Origin of the sequence: Streptomyces panacea (assembly GCF_040560175.1) — a bacterium.
In the GTDB taxonomy this organism is placed as follows: Bacteria; Actinomycetota; Actinomycetes; order Streptomycetales; family Streptomycetaceae; genus Streptomyces; species Streptomyces panacea.
The window spans coordinates 1-14,992 of record NZ_JARJHW010000181.1; the positions used below are offsets into that span (position 1 = coordinate 1).

Below are 14,992 nucleotides of genomic sequence, written 5' to 3' on the forward strand. Positions count from 1 at the left end.
AGACAGACCCGCCCCTTCCCGAAACTGGGGCGAGCCCCAGACCCCAGACCAGACCCCAGGCCCAGGCCCCGGCCCCGGGGCGGCAGCCGGTCTCACCGGGCCGGCCGGTGGCCAGGACGTCCTCCCGCGCCGGACGGGCCGGACGGGCCGGGCCGTCTCAGGAGCGGATCAGAGCCAGTGCCTCGTCCCTGATCTTGGACATCGTCGGTTCGTCGCGGGCCTCCACGTTGAGGCGGAGCAGTGGTTCCGTGTTGGAGGCGCGGAGGTTGAACCACCAGTCGGGGGTTGTCACCGTCAGGCCGTCGAGGTTGTCGATCGTGACGCCCTCGCGGTCGGCGAAGGCGTTCCGTACGGCGGTCAGGCGGGCCGTCTGGTCGTCCACCGTGGAGTTGATCTCTCCCGAGCCGGCGTACCGGTCGTAGGAGGCGACGAGCTCCGACAGCGGGCCGCTCTGGCCGCCCAGCGCGGCCAGGACGTGGAGCGCGGCGAGCATGCCCGTGTCCGCGTTCCAGAACTCGCGGAAGTAGTAGTGCGCCGAGTGCTCGCCGCCGAAGATCGCGCCGGTGCGGGCCATCTCCGCCTTGATGAAGGAGTGGCCGACGCGCGTACGCACCGGGTTGCCGCCGTGCTCCCTGACGACCTCCGGGACCGACCAGGAGGTGATGAGGTTGTGGATCACCGTGCCGCCGGGGTGCTTGGCGAGTTCACGCTCGGCGACCAGGGCCGTGATCGCCGACGGCGACACGCCCCTGCCCCGCTCGTCGACGACGAAGCACCGGTCCGCGTCGCCGTCGAAGGCCAGGCCCAGGTCCGCGCCTTCGGACAGCACTCGCGCCTGGAGATCCACGATGTTCCGGGGATCGAGCGGGTTGGCCTCGTGGTTGGGGAACGTGCCGTCCAGCTCGAAATACATCGGGACCAGGTCGACGGGCAGCCCCGCGAAGACCGTGGGAACCGTGTGGCCCCCCATGCCGTTCCCCGCGTCGACCACGACCTTCAGCGGGCGGATCGCCGAGAGCTCGACCAGGGACAGCAGATGTGCCGCGTAATCGGTCAACGTGTCACTCTGTGTAATCGTTCCCGGCTTCGCCGCCCGTTCCGGGGGCCCCTCGGCCAGCCATGTCTCGACCAGCGCGCGGATCTCGGCCAGGCCGGTGTCCTGCCCCACCGGCGCGGCGCCGGCGCGGCACATCTTGATGCCGTTGTACTGCGCCGGGTTGTGCGACGCGGTGAACATCGCGCCCGGCAGGTCCAGCGCCCCGCTCGCGTAGTACAGCTGGTCCGTCGAGCACAGCCCGATCAGTGTGGCGTCCGCCCCGCGCCGGACGGCGCCCTTGGCGAAACTCGCCGAGAGGTGGGGCGAGGAGGGCCGCATGTCGTGACCGACGACGATCGCCGTGGCGCCCGTGACTTCCACGAAGGCCGCTCCGAAAAGCTCGACGAGCCGGTCGTCGAGCTGGTCCGGATATACGCCACGTACGTCGTACGCCTTCACGATCTGGCCCAAGTCGGCCACGGCCACCCCTCCTGAGGTCTCTGCGGACAGTCATCACAAACTACCCGCGCTCTCGGCGAGACCCGAAGGACAGGCCCTACGGAAGCATCCACCCCAGTACGAAGGTGCTCTGCCCCACCACGATCAGGCACATCACCAACAGCAGCCCGAGACTCCACGGCAGGACCTTCCTGAGGAGGTCGCCCTCCTTGCCCGCCAGGCCGACCGCGGCGCACGCGATCGTCAGATTCTGCGGAGAGATCATCTTGCCGAGTACTCCACCGGAACTGTTCGCCGCCGCCAACAGCTCGGGCGACAGGCCGGATTCACGTGCGGCCGTGACCTGGAGGGCGCCGAAGAGCGCGTTGGCCGAGGTGTCGGAGCCCGTGACGGCAACGCCGAACCACCCCAGCACGGGCGAGAGGAACGCCAGTCCCGCGCCCGCCGCCGCGACGAAGTGGCCGATGGTGGCGGCCTGTCCGGAGAGGTTCATGACGTACGCGAGGGCCAGCACGGACACGACGGTGAGGATCGCGTACCGCAGTTCGTGCACCGTGGCCGCCCACTCCTTCAGCGCGTCCTTCGCCTTGAGTCCGATCACCCCGGCCGTCAGGAGACCCGCGACCAGAACGAGCGTGCCGCCGGTCGAGATGAGCGGCAGTGAGAAGACGTTGGCCCCGACCGGCTTCCCCTCCGAGTCGGCGACATCGAGGAACGGCCAGTCGAAGGACTGCGTCGCCTTGGCCAGCAGGTCCTTGATCGGCGGGATCTGCGCGAGGGAGAAGATCACCACGATCAGTCCGTACGGGGCGTAGGCGCGGACGACTTCGCGGCGGTCGTCCTCGACGTCCAGGTCCTCGCTGCGCGCGCCCTTCAGTACGGAGGTCCGCACGGCCTCGTCGGCCGGCTTGCGCGCGCTCGGCACGGCGAGCAGCGCCGCGGCGCCCACCAGGGCGGCCCCGATGTCGGCGAGTTGGGCGGAGACGAAGTTGGACGCGACGAACTGTGCGACACCGAAGGCGAATCCGCACGCCAGGGCGGGCGCCCAGGTCTCGCGCAGGCCCCGCTTGCCGTCGACGAGCCCGACGAGCACCAGGGGTACGACAACGGCGAGCAGCGGCGTCTGGCGGCCGACGACCGAGGCGACGGTGTCCAGCGGCAGTCCCGTCACCTGGGCCAGGGTCACCACCGGCGTGCCCATCGCGCCGAAGGCCACGGGCGCGGTGTTGGCCACGAGGGCGACGACCGCCGCCTTGACCGGGTCGAAGCCGAGCGCCACGAGCATGACCGCGGAGATCGCGACGGGGGCGCCGAAGCCTGCGAGCGCTTCGAGGAGCGCGCCGAAGCAGAAGGCTACGACGAGCGCCTGGATGCGCGGGTCGTCGGAGAATCGCCCGAACGAGCGTCGCAGGATGTCGAAGTGCTGGGTGCGGACCGTCATCCGGTACACCCAGAGGGCGTTGACGACGATCCACATGATCGGGAAGAGACCGAAGACGACGCCCTGCGCGCCGGCGGAGACGGTCTGGCCGATGGGCATCCCGAAGGCGAGCCAGCCGACCAGGACTGCGGCGGCCAGACCGATCAGTCCGGCGCGATGAGCCTTCATACGGACGGCGCCGAGCAGCACCAGCACGGTGAACAGGGGCAGCGCGGCGATCAGGGCGGACAGGCCGAGCGAATCGGCGACGGGTTCCAGTTGCTGTTCGAACACGACAGGGGCCTCCGAATTCCGCGATGCGGAAAGTGATCTCTCACGACTGCGAGGCATGATCGTGTCCACGACAAGAGAGGTCAATGGCCCGTGCAGGATCCGTCACGGAAACTCACAGGACGGGTTCGGCGCGACCGGAAGCCCCGGCCGGACTCAGGAATCAGGACCGGCGAAAGGAAAAGCAACAGGGCCGACGGGAACAGGACCGACAGAAGCCGGACCCAGGCTCAGGAGCCGGAGCCGGACTCAGGAATCGGGGGAACGCAGCACCCGCAGGTGCCCGCGGCGCCCGACCTCCGCCTGATCCGCCCCACGCGGCCCGCCGCCGGCGGGTCCACTCGCGCGCTCCGGAGGGCGCGCGGCCTCACGTACGGCGTTCGCCAGGGCTTCGAGATCGTCGCCGCTGGGCCGGGGCGGCGCCGAGCCGTCCGTGAGCCGGACGACGTCCCAGCCGCGTGGCGCGGTCAGTCTCTCGCTGTGTTCGGCGCACAGGTCATAGCAATGGGGCTCGGCATACGTGGCGAGCGGGCCGAGGACCGCGGTCGAATCGGCATAGACGTACGTCAGTGTCGCGACAGCGGAACGGCCGCACGCGGTGCGCGAACAGCGACGTACAGGGCTCACGATGTTGGACGGTACCGCACTCTTGAGCGGGCCGCGACGACTCTCCCTCACGCCACTCGACCGTGTCGTGACGTGGCATTCGCCCCGTCCGACGCACTCATAACTGCCCTGACCTGCACGGGAAGAGGGGTAATCGGCCAATCACCGCTAGTGATCCGGTCACCACTTGGGGCAAATCCCGCCAATGAAGGCGAGCGCCACGATCCGGCGGACCTAGCGAAACGAGCCCGAGCTTGGCCGGAATGCTCAATTTGCGACATGCCGTCCGGCGGGCCCGGGGGCCGTCGCGGCGTCCCCCGGAGAGCTACCCTGCGTCAGTGATGGACAGTCCCGTACCGCCGCAGCCGACCGAGCCGAGACCGCGCCGCCGTGATCGCCACGGCCGAGGAATGCGTGGGCCTGTCGCACCGCCGCAGGTTCCGCTGTCGGCGAGCCGCTCGGATTCGTTCCGTGATCTCGTACGGGACTCCGTGGAACGGTTGGAGCGGCGCTGGCCCCAGCTGGCGGAGATCGATTTCCTGGTGCTCGACGTGCCCGTCACGGAGGACGAGTCGGTACCGCTCGGCCGGTCCGTTCCCGAGGGCAAGGACCGGCCCGCGCGCATCGTCGTGTACCGGCGGCCCGTCGAGATCCGTACGAAGAGCCGTGAGGAGCGCGCCATGCTCGTCCACGAGGTCGTGGTCGAGCAGGTCGCCGAACTGCTGGGGCTCTCACCGGAGTCGGTCGACCCGCGGTACGGCCAGGACTGACCGCGCGGGACCGGCCGGGAGCGAGGAAGCACCGCTTCCTCGCTCCCGGCCGGTCCTCGCTCGGCCTCACTTCAGTACGGAGAGGTCTTCCTTCGTCGCCGGTACGGACACCATGCCCCGGTCGTCCGGCAGCGTCTGCACCGTGAACAGCGGTACGCCGTCCTGCGTCACCGCCAGCGTGCGCGCCGCGTAGACCGGACCGCCCGACTCGGCCTCGACCGTCAGCGCGTACGAGCCCTTGAGCCCCGCCGGCACGGGCGGGGTGACGGCCTGTGTCGTACCGCCCTTGACCGTGTACGTCTTGACGACCTGCTCGCCGCCCCCGCTGCCAGCCGAGGCCGTGACCTTCACCTTCCCCGTCTTGTCCGGCGCGGTGAGCGACAGTGTCGAGCCCTTGGCCCGGTTGTCGGCGGCCGTCGCACGCTCCGTGACTGGGCCGGTCGCCGGGATGAAGGCGACCTCCTGGTCGTCGCCCTTGCCCCGTACGACGCGCAGCGCGGCGACCACCGGGGTCTCGCCCCCGCCCTCTCCCGGGCCGATACGCACCGAGCCGGCCTCGCCCTTGGTGACGTCCCCCAGGTCGAGCGAGGCCGTCATGCCCGACTTCACGTTGAGCGGCTCGGCGGCGGAGGACGGAACGATCGTGCCGCTCTTGCTCGCCAGTTGCACCTTCAGCTCGGCGTCGTCCTCACCGGGCGCGAAGACCACCAGTCGTACGGAGGTGGCGTCGGCCGGGATTCCGGGGAGCACCGCGCGGGGCGCGGGATCGGCCGAGGCGGCCAGCCAGTCGCCGCCGATCTTGTCCTCGGCGGCGTTGACCACGGCGCCGACGCGGCCCGTACGGGTGCTGACGTGGACGGTGACGTTCGGCTCGGCCTCTCCTGTGAGGGTCGACAGCAGGACGGGGACGCTGGACCGGGCCGGGACCGGAATGCCTTCTCCGGTGGAGGACTTGAGAAGGCCCTCCTTGCCGTGGAGCGCGATGTCGACGACGGCCGCCGTGTCGTCCGGGTTGGTGAGGTGGACGTAGTCCTGGCGCGGCTTGTCCGTGGACGCGCCGGGGAACCAGAAGTCGGTGTCGGGGGCCGTGCAGGTCATGCCGAACAGTCCACGTGAGTCGCCGGCCGTGACCGTGGTGGTCTGCTGGGTGGTCCAGCCGGGCGCGAGAGGGCCGGTGGCGGTGCCGACGAGCGCGGGGGCGTCCGCACCGTTCTTGGCCCCGGAGACGGGCTTGCCGGGCTCCTTGAGGGCCAGGAACGGCTTGGCCTTCGCGTCCGCTCCGTCCGCCGCAGGCTCCTTCGGCTCGTCCTTCGCTTCGTCGTCCTTGGCCTTGTCGTCCGTCTTCTTCTCGTCGTCGGCGGTGTCCGTGTCGGCCAAGGGCGCGACGGACGGCGCGAGTTCGGCGGCACCATCCGTGCCGGCGTCCGCCGTTCCGGCCGGGGTGAAGGACGTGTACACCGTCTCGGCCAGCTCCGAGGTGCTCGGCGTGGGACAGAGCAGGCTGCTGCGCTCCACGGGAAGCCGCGCGGGCGTCTTCGCCGTCGTCGTGTCGGCGGAGTCGGGCGCGGTGACCGCGGCGAATCCGGTGACCGCCGCGAGCGCCGTCGTGGCCGCGATGAGGGAGAGGGTCGTGCGGTTCACTGGTTGCTGCTCCCGTCGGGACGCTGCTCGTTCTCGTTGCCGTCGGTGTACGGCTGTTGGGCGTCGGTGTAGGGCTGCTGCCCTTCCACGTACGGCTGTTGGACGACGTATCCGTACTGGTCGTACTGCACCTGTGCCGGTGCCTGTGCCTGCTGCTGGTACTGGTCCGCCGGGTACTGCTGGTAGATCTGATATCCGTCGGCGTCGTACTGCGGAGCGCCCTCGTACTGCTGCGTACCGTCGTACTGCTGCGCGCCCTGGTAGGGGGCGCCTTCGTACTGCTGCTGTTCGGTCGGGCCGCCTTGGTACTGCTGCTCGTTCGTCTGGTACGAGCCGTAGTCCGCGCCCTGGTAGGCCGTCTGGGCCGCCTGGCCGTCCCACTCTCCGTACGACTGCTGCTGCGGAACAGCCGCGGCGGCGACGTACGGGGCCTCCGCCGGCTCCGGCGGAACGGTCTCGGCGCTCTCGGTGCCTTCCGCCGTCTCAGCCTCGGCCTCCGCCTGCGCGGCGGCCCGGAGCCTGCGTGCCCGGCGGCCCTCGCCCGACACGGGCTCTGCGGGCACCTCGGCGCCCTCCTCGGGCAGGTCGTCGTCGATCTCCTTGCGCCGCCCCGGCAGGGCGAGCACGAGCAGCACGACGGCGAGCGCGCCCTGCGCCCAGACCCACGCGGTGTGGGTGAACGTGTCCTCGTACGTGAGGTCGAGCCTGCCGCCCTCGGCGGGGAGTTCGAATCCCTGTGCCCAGCCGTCGACGGTCGTCCTCTCCAGGACGCGGCCGTCGAGCGTGGCCTGCCAGCCCTCGGCGGCCCGGTCGGCGATCCGCAGCACCCGCCCGGCCTGGCCGGCCGGGATGTCGGTGTGGGCCTCGACCGTGGACGATCCGACGGGCAGCGGCTCGGCGTCGCTCTCGCCCTCGATGATCGTGGCCCGCGAGATCTGGCGGTCGACGCGCCACAGCGCGCTGCCGTCGAGCTGGCTGAGCCGGCTGAGGCCGGGGGTGGAGTCGAGCACGCGCGACATCTGCGCCGGGGCGCCGTCGCGCACGAGGACGTAGCGGATCGCGAAGCCGCTGAGCTGGTCGGTCTGGTCCGCGCCGGAGCCCGCGACGAGGCGTCCGACGACCTTGTCGAGCCCGGGGTCGCCGCCGCCCGACTCGGTCAGCTCGGCGTCACCGAGCCGGCCGCCGGAGCCGCGGACGAGCGAGTACGAGACCTCCGCGGCCGACGTGCCACCGAGGATCAGCGTGCGCGGCTGGTCGCGGGTGATGCTCTCCTCGGCGACGAACGCCGGTACCTGCACCGGGTCGCGCCGCTCCAGCGGGCCGGACGCGCCGCTGATCATCCAGCCGCCCGCGGCGAGCAGCGGCGCCGCCCCGGCCGCGAGGGCGATGACCGCCGCGACGGGCTGTCGCCAGCCGAAGCTCTGGCTGGCGACGCGGTCCTTGGCGCCGTCGGCGCCGAGCACGGCCGCCGCGATGAGCGCCAGACCGTAGACGAGGGTGGCGGGGCCGGCCCAGCCGGAGTTGTTCGTGAGGACGGCGAAGACCAGTGCCACGAGGGCGGCCACCCAGGCCGCCCGTACGGCGAACTGCCGCTCGCCGCGCAGCAGCGCGGCCAGTGCCGCCAGGACGACACCGATCAGCAGGACCCCGCCCGCGGCCTTGGGGCCGCCGGGGCTCATACCGAGCAGATCGAGCGCGGTGGCCTGCCCCGTACCGAATTCCAGTCCCGCTTCCCGGAAGAGGTCGGACGGTGCCGTCAGCAGCGAGAGCGACCAGGGGGCCAGGACGAGCAGCGGGGTGCCGACCACGGCCAGCAGGCGCAGCCCGTACGCCACGATGTCGCCGCGCCGCAGGACCAGGACCGTGAGGCCGAGGACGAGCGCCATCGGCCAGACGACCGGGGTGAACGCCATCGCGAGGGTGAGCAGGAAGGTGTACGCCCAGGTGGCGCGCCAGCTGCCACGCGCGGCTCCCGCCGTGCCCTCCTGGGACTCGGCGCGGAATCCGTACGCCGCGACGGCCGTCCGCGCGATCAGCGGCAGCAGGATGGCCAGCACGGCCGTACCGAGCCGCCCGGTGGCCAGGGCGCCGGTGGCGGCGGGCAGGAAGGCGTACGCGACGCTCGCCCAGGCTCGCAGCAGCTTCGACTCGATGAGCGGCCGGGAGGCGAAGTACGCGGTGACTCCGGCCAGCGGTACGGAGCAGACGAGCAGCAGGGTCAGCGCGAAGCCGGTCGACCCGAGGAACAGCGCCGACAGGGCGGCGAGGACCGCGAGGTACGGAGGCGCGGTCTGGGTGCCGCCCGTTCCGACGGGGTGCCAGCCGTCGGCGTAACGGGACCACAGGCCCGCCACGTCCGGCGGTGCGGGCAGCAGCGCGCCGCCCGCGAGTGCGCCGCCGCCGAGCAGGGCCCGGCAGGCGACGAGAGAGACGATGAGCAGTACGGCGAAGAGGACGGGACCCGGCTTGTGAGCCAGGCGCTTCAGCCGCGCGAACTGCTCGATCTCCAGGAAGTCCGCGTCGTCCCCGCCGGGGCCCGACTCCACCACGCCGTGGCGTGAGCCACCGGCCTCGGTCTCAGAGCCGCCACCGAGGCTTCCAGCTACTTGCTCGACCGTTGCCCGGACGGTGGCGCCGGGTGGCGGGAAAAGCGCGCGAAGTTCGCTTGCTTCGACGACGCCTTTGCCTCGTCGTTTTCGCGCGCCGATGATTCTGCCGGGGCGCAGGAGCGTGCCGGACAGACCCATGACTTCGTCGACGGCCTGTCCGGGCGCCTTGCCCACCAAGTAGGCGACGGTGCGCAGGAGCGTGCCGACGACGAGCCGCAGTAGTACGTAGGGCAGCACGGCGCCGCGTGAGTTGACGAGCATCGTGTAGACGGCGCCGGCCTTGTCGACGCGGTGCGGGTTGACGACGGAGCGGCCCGCGCAGTCGACGGTGCGGCGCTCGCGCGCGGCGGCCTCGGCGTGCCTGAGGACGGCGTCGGGTGCGACGAGCACCCGGTGTCCCGCGGCGTGCGCGCGCCAGCACAGGTCGACGTCGTCGCGCATCAGGGGAAGTCTGCGGTCGAAGCCGCCGAGTTCGTCCCAGACGTCCCGGCGGATGAGCATGCCCGCGCTGGAGACGGAGAGCACGGTGCGGACCTGGTCGTGCTGGCCCTGGTCCTGTTCACGCCGGTCCAGGCCGGTCCAGCGGCGCCCGCTGTTGGCGATGGAGACGCCGACCTCAAGGAGCTGCTTGCGGTCGTACCAGCCGCGCAGCTTGGGGCCGACGATCGCGGCGTGCGAGTCGGTGTCGACGACGCGCAGGAGCTCGGCGAGGGCGTCGGGGTCGGGCGCGCAGTCGTCGTGGAGCAGCCACAGCCACTGCACGGGCTCGCCGTGGGGCAGTTCGGGCATGTCGTACGCGTCGTCCTGCCAGGTCCGGGTGGCCGGATCCCAGCCGCTCGGGCGTTTCAGATAGGGCAACTCGTCGGGCGTGAGCACGCCGGCGGTGCGGATCGCTTCCTCGACGGCCGTACCGAAGCTGGTGCGGCGGGCGAGGTGGACGACGCGGTCCGGGCCGAGCGATTCGGTGAGCAGCGTGGCCGATTCGTCGGCACTGCCGGTGTCGGCGGCGATGACGTTCTGTACGGGGCGTTCCTGGCCGATCAGCCCGGTGAGGGCGTCGGGGAGCCAGCGGGCACCGTCGTGGGAGACGAGCACCGCGGTCACGACGTGCCGCGGGTACTCCGGTGCGGTGGCTGAATCGAACGCGGCTGTGGTGACGGACATCGAGGTAGGGGCCCTCCGGCCGGGGGGTCGCCCCGACGGGGCGTTGGGGCGTCTCGGACGGGGCCCCACACTAACGGTACGAACAAGCGCCGGATCGCCGAGCGCCCGGACAAACCGGACGACCTGGGAGACAGCGCCGGGCCGGGCCGTCCGCGCCGGTCACGACAACGGTCCGCCGCCTGCGAAGAGGACGCAGACAACGGACCGTTCAGAGAATGTCGCGCGAGGTGACGCGCGGGCTATCGCGCAGGGTGCGACCGGAGAATGGCCGGAACTGTTCAAACCGCGGCCTTCTTGAGACGGCGGCGTTCACGCTCGGACAGACCGCCCCAGATACCGAATCTCTCGTCGTTGGCGAGGGCATACTCCAGGCATTCGGAGCGGACCTCACAGGCGAGACAGACCTTCTTCGCCTCCCGGGTGGAGCCGCCCTTCTCGGGGAAGAAGGACTCGGGATCGGTCTGGGCGCACAACGCGCGCTCCTGCCAGCCGAGTTCCTCGTCCGCGTCCTCGACCAGCAGTTGTTCGAACAGCTCGGTCATGTGCGCCCCTCGTCTGTCTTTACGTCCCCGTGCTTGCGGCCGTTACCGTTTTCGGCCGAACGACACGAGTGAAATTACAAGTGTGCGGATACGAGCCAGTCAAGCCGAGATCTGCTATTGGCCCCGGTATTCACTCTGCGGAACCAAGGCTATGCGGAAAGTGTTCAAATCACCAAAAACCTGACACATGCCACTGGCCTGCCCGCATCCACTCCTCCCCGAGGGAGACGTCCGGAGCCTCGTCGATGTTGCGATCCAGCCACGGAAGCGATCCGAATCACAGTCCGATCACGGAAGCGCGACGGTGTTTGCGAGCACGGCTGCTGCGCCATGTCTCCGCGTCAGCGGCCGCACAAACCTTTCCCCGAACCCAGTAACCGGATGAGGTGAAACATTGCCGCCAAATCGGTCATTGAGTTGACAAGCGGGAACCGTTCCCGCCACCTTTGAATGCATGCCGGTCACCTCAGCCTCGTACGCGATCCACACCCGTGGATTCCGCAGTGCTGTCCAGGCCCGCTGTTGCTGTTCCTGTTGTCCGAGCTGTTGAGCCACTGAAGCTCCGGCCGAACACATCGTTCGCCCCGTTCTCCCTGTTTCGCGCTTCGCGCGTCTCCGTTCACCTCCCGTAGCTCGCTCAGGCCTTCTGCCGAGGAACCTCCACACCCATGAACAGCGACAGCGACCTTCAGATCGCAGGCGACCTCCTTGAGGTGCCGCACCTTCTCCAGCCCGCCCGGGAGCATCCCGGCACCGTGGCCGAGTTCGCCGGTCTGGCCCGTGCCATCGCCGCCGACCGGGCGCGATGGGCCGCGCTCGTCCGGTACGACGCCACCAGCCGCTGGTACCACCGGCTGAGCGCCGGCCCCGGCTACGAGGTGTGGCTGCTCTCCTGGGTGCCGGGCCAGGGCAGCGGACCGCACGACCACGGCCGCTCGTCCGGCGTCCTGACCGTCCTCGACGGTGAACTGACGGAGCGTACGGAGAAGGCGAGCCGCTCGCTCGGCGGCGGCGCGCAGCGGGTCTTCGCCCCCGGATACGTCCACGAAGTGGTCAACGATTCACTCGAACCGGCTGTGAGTCTGCACATCTACTTCCCGGGTCTGACCGAGATGCCGATGCACTCCGCCCGGTGCGCCCCGGCGGCCCAGGATGTCGTACCCGCCTGACAAACTGCACAGCATGCGCATTGTGGTTCTGGCCGGCGGTATCGGTGGTGCCCGTTTCCTGCGTGGCCTCAAGCAGGCCGCGCCGGACGCGGACATCACGGTGATCGGCAACACCGGTGACGACATCCATCTGTTCGGGCTGAAGGTCTGCCCGGACCTCGACACGGTGATGTACACCCTCGGGGGAGGCATCAATGAAGAGCAGGGCTGGGGGCGCGAGGGCGAGACGTTCCAGGTCAAGGCCGAGCTCGCGGCGTACGGCGTGGGGCCCGAGTGGTTCGGCCTCGGCGACCGCGACTTCGCCACCCATATCGTCCGCACGCAGATGCTGGGCGCCGGTTATCCGCTGAGCGCGGTCACCGAGGCGCTCTGCGCGCGCTGGAAGCCCGGGGTGCGGCTGCTGCCGATGTCCGACGACCGCGTCGAGACACACGTCGCCGTCGATGTGCCGGACAGCCCCACCGGCGAGCGCAGGGCCGTGCACTTCCAGGAGTACTGGGTGAAGATGCGCGCCTCCGTGGAGGCCCACGCGGTCGTTCCCGTCGGCGCCGACCAGGCCAAGCCGGCGCCCGGTGTGCTGGAGGCCCTCGCCCAGGCCGACGTCATCCTCTTCCCGCCGTCCAACCCCGTCGTCAGCATCGGCACGATCCTGGCCGTGCCGGGGATCCGCGAGGGCATCGCCGACGCGGGAGTGCCGGTCGTCGGGCTCTCGCCGATCGTCGGGGACGCGCCCGTACGCGGCATGGCCGACAAGGTCCTCGCGGCGATCGGCGTCGAGTCGACGGCCACCGCCGTGGCGCAGCACTACGGTTCGGGGCTGCTGGACGGCTGGCTGGTCGACACGGTGGACGCGGCGTCGGTCGCGGAGATCGAGGGCGCGGGGATCCGCAGCAGGGCCGTACCGCTGATGATGACGGACCTGGAGGCGACCACCGCGATGGCGCGTGAGGCGCTGGCGCTGGCCGAGGAGGTGCGGGCATGACGTCCCACGAAGCGTCCTACGGAGGTGGGTCCGAGGGTGGGTCCGAGGCCGCGTCGTACAGCGTGCGCGCGCTCGAAGGGCTGCCGGAGGTCCGCGCGGGCGACGATCTCGCGAAGCTGATCGTCGCTGCGGGGCCCGGTCTGGCCGACGGGGACATCCTCCTCGTCACGTCGAAGATCGTGTCCAAGGCCGAGGGCAGGATCGTCGAGGCGCGGGACCGCGAGGCGGCGATCGACGCGGAGACCGTCCGCGTCGTCGCGCGGCGCGGGCCGCTGCGGATCGTGGAGAACCGGCAGGGTCTGGTGATGGCCGCGGCCGGTGTCGACGCGTCCAACACCCCCACGGGGACGGTGCTGTTGCTGCCCGAGGACTCCGACGCGTCGGCCCGCGCGATCCGGGACGGGCTGCGGGACGCGCTGGGCGTGGACGTCGGCGTGCTCGTGACGGACACCTTCGGCCGACCGTGGCGCAACGGGCTGACGGACGTCGCGATCGGCGCGGCGGGAGTGCGGGTCCTGGACGATCTGCGTGGCGGTACGGACGCGCACGGCAATCCGTTGAGCGCGACGGTCGTCGCTCTCGCCGACGAACTGGCCGCCGCCGGCGACCTGGTGAAGGGCAAGGCCGCCGGGCTGCCGGTGGCGGTGGTGACCGGCCTCGCGCGGCTGGTGGGCGAATCGGCGGACGGCGCGCGGGCGATGGTGCGGGTCGCGGCGGACGACATGTTCCGGCTCGGGACGTCCGAGGCGGTACGAGAAGCGGTCACCCAGCGCCGTACGGTCCGGGAGTTCACCGACGAGCCGGTCGATCCCGGCGCGGTGCGCCGCGCGGTCGCCGCGGCGGTGACGGCGCCCGCGCCGCATCACACGACGCCGTGGCGGTTCGTCCTGCTGGAGTCGCCCGAGTCGCGCGTCCGGCTCCTCGACGCGATGCGGGACGCGTGGATCGCGGACCTGCGCCGCGACGGCAAGTCGGAGGAGTCGGTGGCCAAGCGGGTGCGGCGCGGGGACGTGCTGCGCGCCGCGCCGTATCTGGTGGTGCCGTGCCTGGTGGCGGACGGCGCGCATACGTACGGAGACGAGCGCCGCGACACGGCCGAGCGCGAGATGTTCGTGGTCGCGACGGGCGCCGGTGTGCAGAACTTCCTCGTGGCACTGGCGGGTGAGCGGCTCGGCTCCGCGTGGGTGTCGTCGACGATGTTCTGCCGCGATGTCGTACGGGACGTGCTCGAACTGCCCGCGAACTGGGACCCGATGGGCGCGGTGGCGGTCGGGCACGCGGCGGCGGAGCCGAAGCCGCGGCCGGGGCGGGCGGCGGAGGACTTCATCTCGGTGCGCTGAACTGCCCCGCCCGCCCACGGGTGCGCGATCCGGCTACAGGTGCGCGATTCTGCCGACGGGCATGCGGGGGGCGCGGCGTGGTGGCGTACGCCCCGTGAGGAGGATGAGCCGTACGGCGCGGTGGCGCTGCCCGGCGTACGGCTCCAGCAGTTCGAGCATCCCGGCGTCGTCGGTGTCGGGGCGGCCGGCGAGCGCGTAGCCGACGATGCCCGGCAGATGGAGGTCGCCCACGGTGACGGCGTCCGGGGCCCCGTTCGACCGCTGAAGGACTTCGGCGGAGGTCCACGGACCGATCCCCGTGATCAACTCCAGGCGGGCGGCGGCGGGTTCGGGCTCCATGGCGGCGGCCTCCTCCAGCCGGCGGGCGACGCGGACCGCGCGCACGATGGTGTCGGAGCGCTTGGAGTCGACCCCGGCCTTGTGCCACTCCCAGGACGGGATCATGGCCCAGGTGCGGGGGTCGGGCATGACATACATGGCGCCGTCGCGGTCGCGGGCCCGGTCGCCGTACGGGCCGGGGGCGGGCTCGCCGTACTTCCGTACGAGGTGGCGCCAGGAGCGGTTCGCCTCGATCGTCGTGACCTTCTGCTCCAGGACCGACGGGATCAGCGACTCCAGGACAAGGCCGGTACGGCACAGGCGCAGGCCGGGGCGGCGGCGCTGGGCGGCGGCGAGGAGTCTGTGGCGCGGGACGAAGGCGGCCGGGTCGTCCGACGCGCCGAGCATCTCGGGCAGCCGCTCCAGCAGCCAGTCGGCCCCGGGGCCCCACGCCTCGGCGCGCACGTCCCCGTCCCCGGCCCTGACCCGCAGGGTGCCGGGCCCGGCGGGCGTCCGGGTGGCGCGGACGGCGGAGCCGTCGGAGGCGGTACGGAAGGTGGGGTCGGCGGGCCCGCGACGGAGGGGCCCGAGGACGAGCCCGAGCTCGAAGGCGTCGCCCGGCGGGGCGTAGACGCGGGTCTTGGC

General features: G+C 71.4%; 11 protein-coding genes. 4 read left to right on the plus strand and 7 right to left on the minus strand.

Going from position 1 to position 14,992, the window contains the following annotated elements; translation table 11 throughout:
- Positions 1-157: 157 nt before the first annotated feature.
- The 3 genes from P3L51_RS29705 to P3L51_RS29715 form a co-directional block, all read right to left on the minus strand.
- Positions 158-1,516 (minus strand): phosphomannomutase/phosphoglucomutase, encoded by a 1,359-nt coding sequence (locus P3L51_RS29705; protein WP_354608414.1) that lies wholly within the window; start codon positions 1,514-1,516, stop codon positions 158-160.
- Between the two features lie 76 nt (positions 1,517-1,592).
- Positions 1,593-3,209: an L-lactate permease gene (locus P3L51_RS29710; protein ID WP_354608415.1), complete on the minus strand. Its 1,617-nt coding sequence runs from the start codon at positions 3,207-3,209 to the stop codon at positions 1,593-1,595.
- Positions 3,210-3,455: 246 nt separating this feature from the next.
- Entirely contained in the window at positions 3,456-3,884 is a 429-nt protein-coding gene (locus P3L51_RS29715; RefSeq protein WP_354608416.1) for a DUF3499 domain-containing protein, read from the minus strand.
- Between the two features lie 269 nt (positions 3,885-4,153).
- Here P3L51_RS29715 and P3L51_RS29720 point away from each other — a divergent pair, with 269 nt between their 5' ends.
- The gene (locus tag P3L51_RS29720; RefSeq protein WP_354608423.1) at positions 4,154-4,582 is read left to right on the plus strand and encodes a metallopeptidase family protein; all 429 of its coding nucleotides are present in this window, start codon (positions 4,154-4,156) and stop codon (positions 4,580-4,582) included.
- Positions 4,583-4,648: 66 nt separating this feature from the next.
- On the opposite strand, the gene P3L51_RS29725 is transcribed toward P3L51_RS29720, so the two are convergent.
- The 3 genes from P3L51_RS29725 to P3L51_RS29735 all read right to left on the minus strand — a co-directional run bounded on the left by P3L51_RS29725 (position 4,649) and on the right by P3L51_RS29735 (position 10,538).
- On the minus strand, positions 4,649-6,223 hold the full coding sequence (locus P3L51_RS29725; RefSeq protein WP_354608417.1) for a DUF5719 family protein: 1,575 nt from the start codon (positions 6,221-6,223) through the stop codon (positions 4,649-4,651).
- Positions 6,220-9,996 (minus strand): glycosyltransferase, encoded by a 3,777-nt coding sequence (locus tag P3L51_RS29730; protein WP_354608418.1) that lies wholly within the window; start codon positions 9,994-9,996, stop codon positions 6,220-6,222. The genes P3L51_RS29725 and P3L51_RS29730 overlap by 4 nt, the downstream gene beginning before the upstream one ends.
- A 278-nt stretch (positions 9,997-10,274) precedes the next feature.
- Positions 10,275-10,538: a WhiB family transcriptional regulator gene (locus P3L51_RS29735; RefSeq protein ID WP_023541320.1), complete on the minus strand. Its 264-nt coding sequence runs from the start codon at positions 10,536-10,538 to the stop codon at positions 10,275-10,277.
- 668 nt (positions 10,539-11,206) lie between these two features.
- Here P3L51_RS29735 and P3L51_RS29740 point away from each other — a divergent pair.
- The 3 genes from P3L51_RS29740 to P3L51_RS29750 are packed head-to-tail and all read left to right on the plus strand — an operon-like array spanning position 11,207 to position 14,029.
- Positions 11,207-11,707 carry a cysteine dioxygenase gene (locus P3L51_RS29740; RefSeq protein ID WP_354608419.1) on the plus strand — a complete coding sequence of 167 codons (501 nt, stop codon included), beginning with the start codon at positions 11,207-11,209 and terminating at the stop codon, positions 11,705-11,707.
- A gap of 13 nt (positions 11,708-11,720) precedes the next feature.
- On the plus strand, positions 11,721-12,689 hold the full coding sequence (gene cofD / locus P3L51_RS29745; protein WP_354608420.1) for a 2-phospho-L-lactate transferase: 969 nt from the start codon (positions 11,721-11,723) through the stop codon (positions 12,687-12,689).
- Positions 12,686-14,029 carry a coenzyme F420-0:L-glutamate ligase gene (locus tag P3L51_RS29750; protein WP_354608421.1) on the plus strand — a complete coding sequence of 448 codons (1,344 nt, stop codon included), beginning with the start codon at positions 12,686-12,688 and terminating at the stop codon, positions 14,027-14,029. Before cofD ends, P3L51_RS29750 begins: the two co-directional genes overlap by 4 nt.
- 33 nt (positions 14,030-14,062) lie before the next feature.
- Here the strand turns inward: P3L51_RS29750 and P3L51_RS29755 are convergent.
- Positions 14,063-14,992 (minus strand): DNA-3-methyladenine glycosylase family protein (locus P3L51_RS29755; protein ID WP_354608422.1); only part of this gene is annotated, 930 nt, incomplete at its 5' end.

Coding starts and splice junctions, on each gene's coding strand:
- cofD (WP_354608420.1), top strand. CDS start 11,721: ATGCGCATTGTGGTTCTGGCCGGCGGTATCGGTGGTGCCCGTTTCCTG.
- P3L51_RS29720 (WP_354608423.1), top strand. CDS start 4,154: ATGGACAGTCCCGTACCGCCGCAGCCGACCGAGCCGAGACCGCGCCGC.
- P3L51_RS29750 (WP_354608421.1), top strand. CDS start 12,686: ATGACGTCCCACGAAGCGTCCTACGGAGGTGGGTCCGAGGGTGGGTCC.
- P3L51_RS29740 (WP_354608419.1), top strand. CDS start 11,207: ATGAACAGCGACAGCGACCTTCAGATCGCAGGCGACCTCCTTGAGGTG.
- P3L51_RS29730 (WP_354608418.1), bottom strand. CDS start 9,996: ATGTCCGTCACCACAGCCGCGTTCGATTCAGCCACCGCACCGGAGTAC.
- P3L51_RS29735 (WP_023541320.1), bottom strand. CDS start 10,538: ATGACCGAGCTGTTCGAACAACTGCTGGTCGAGGACGCGGACGAGGAA.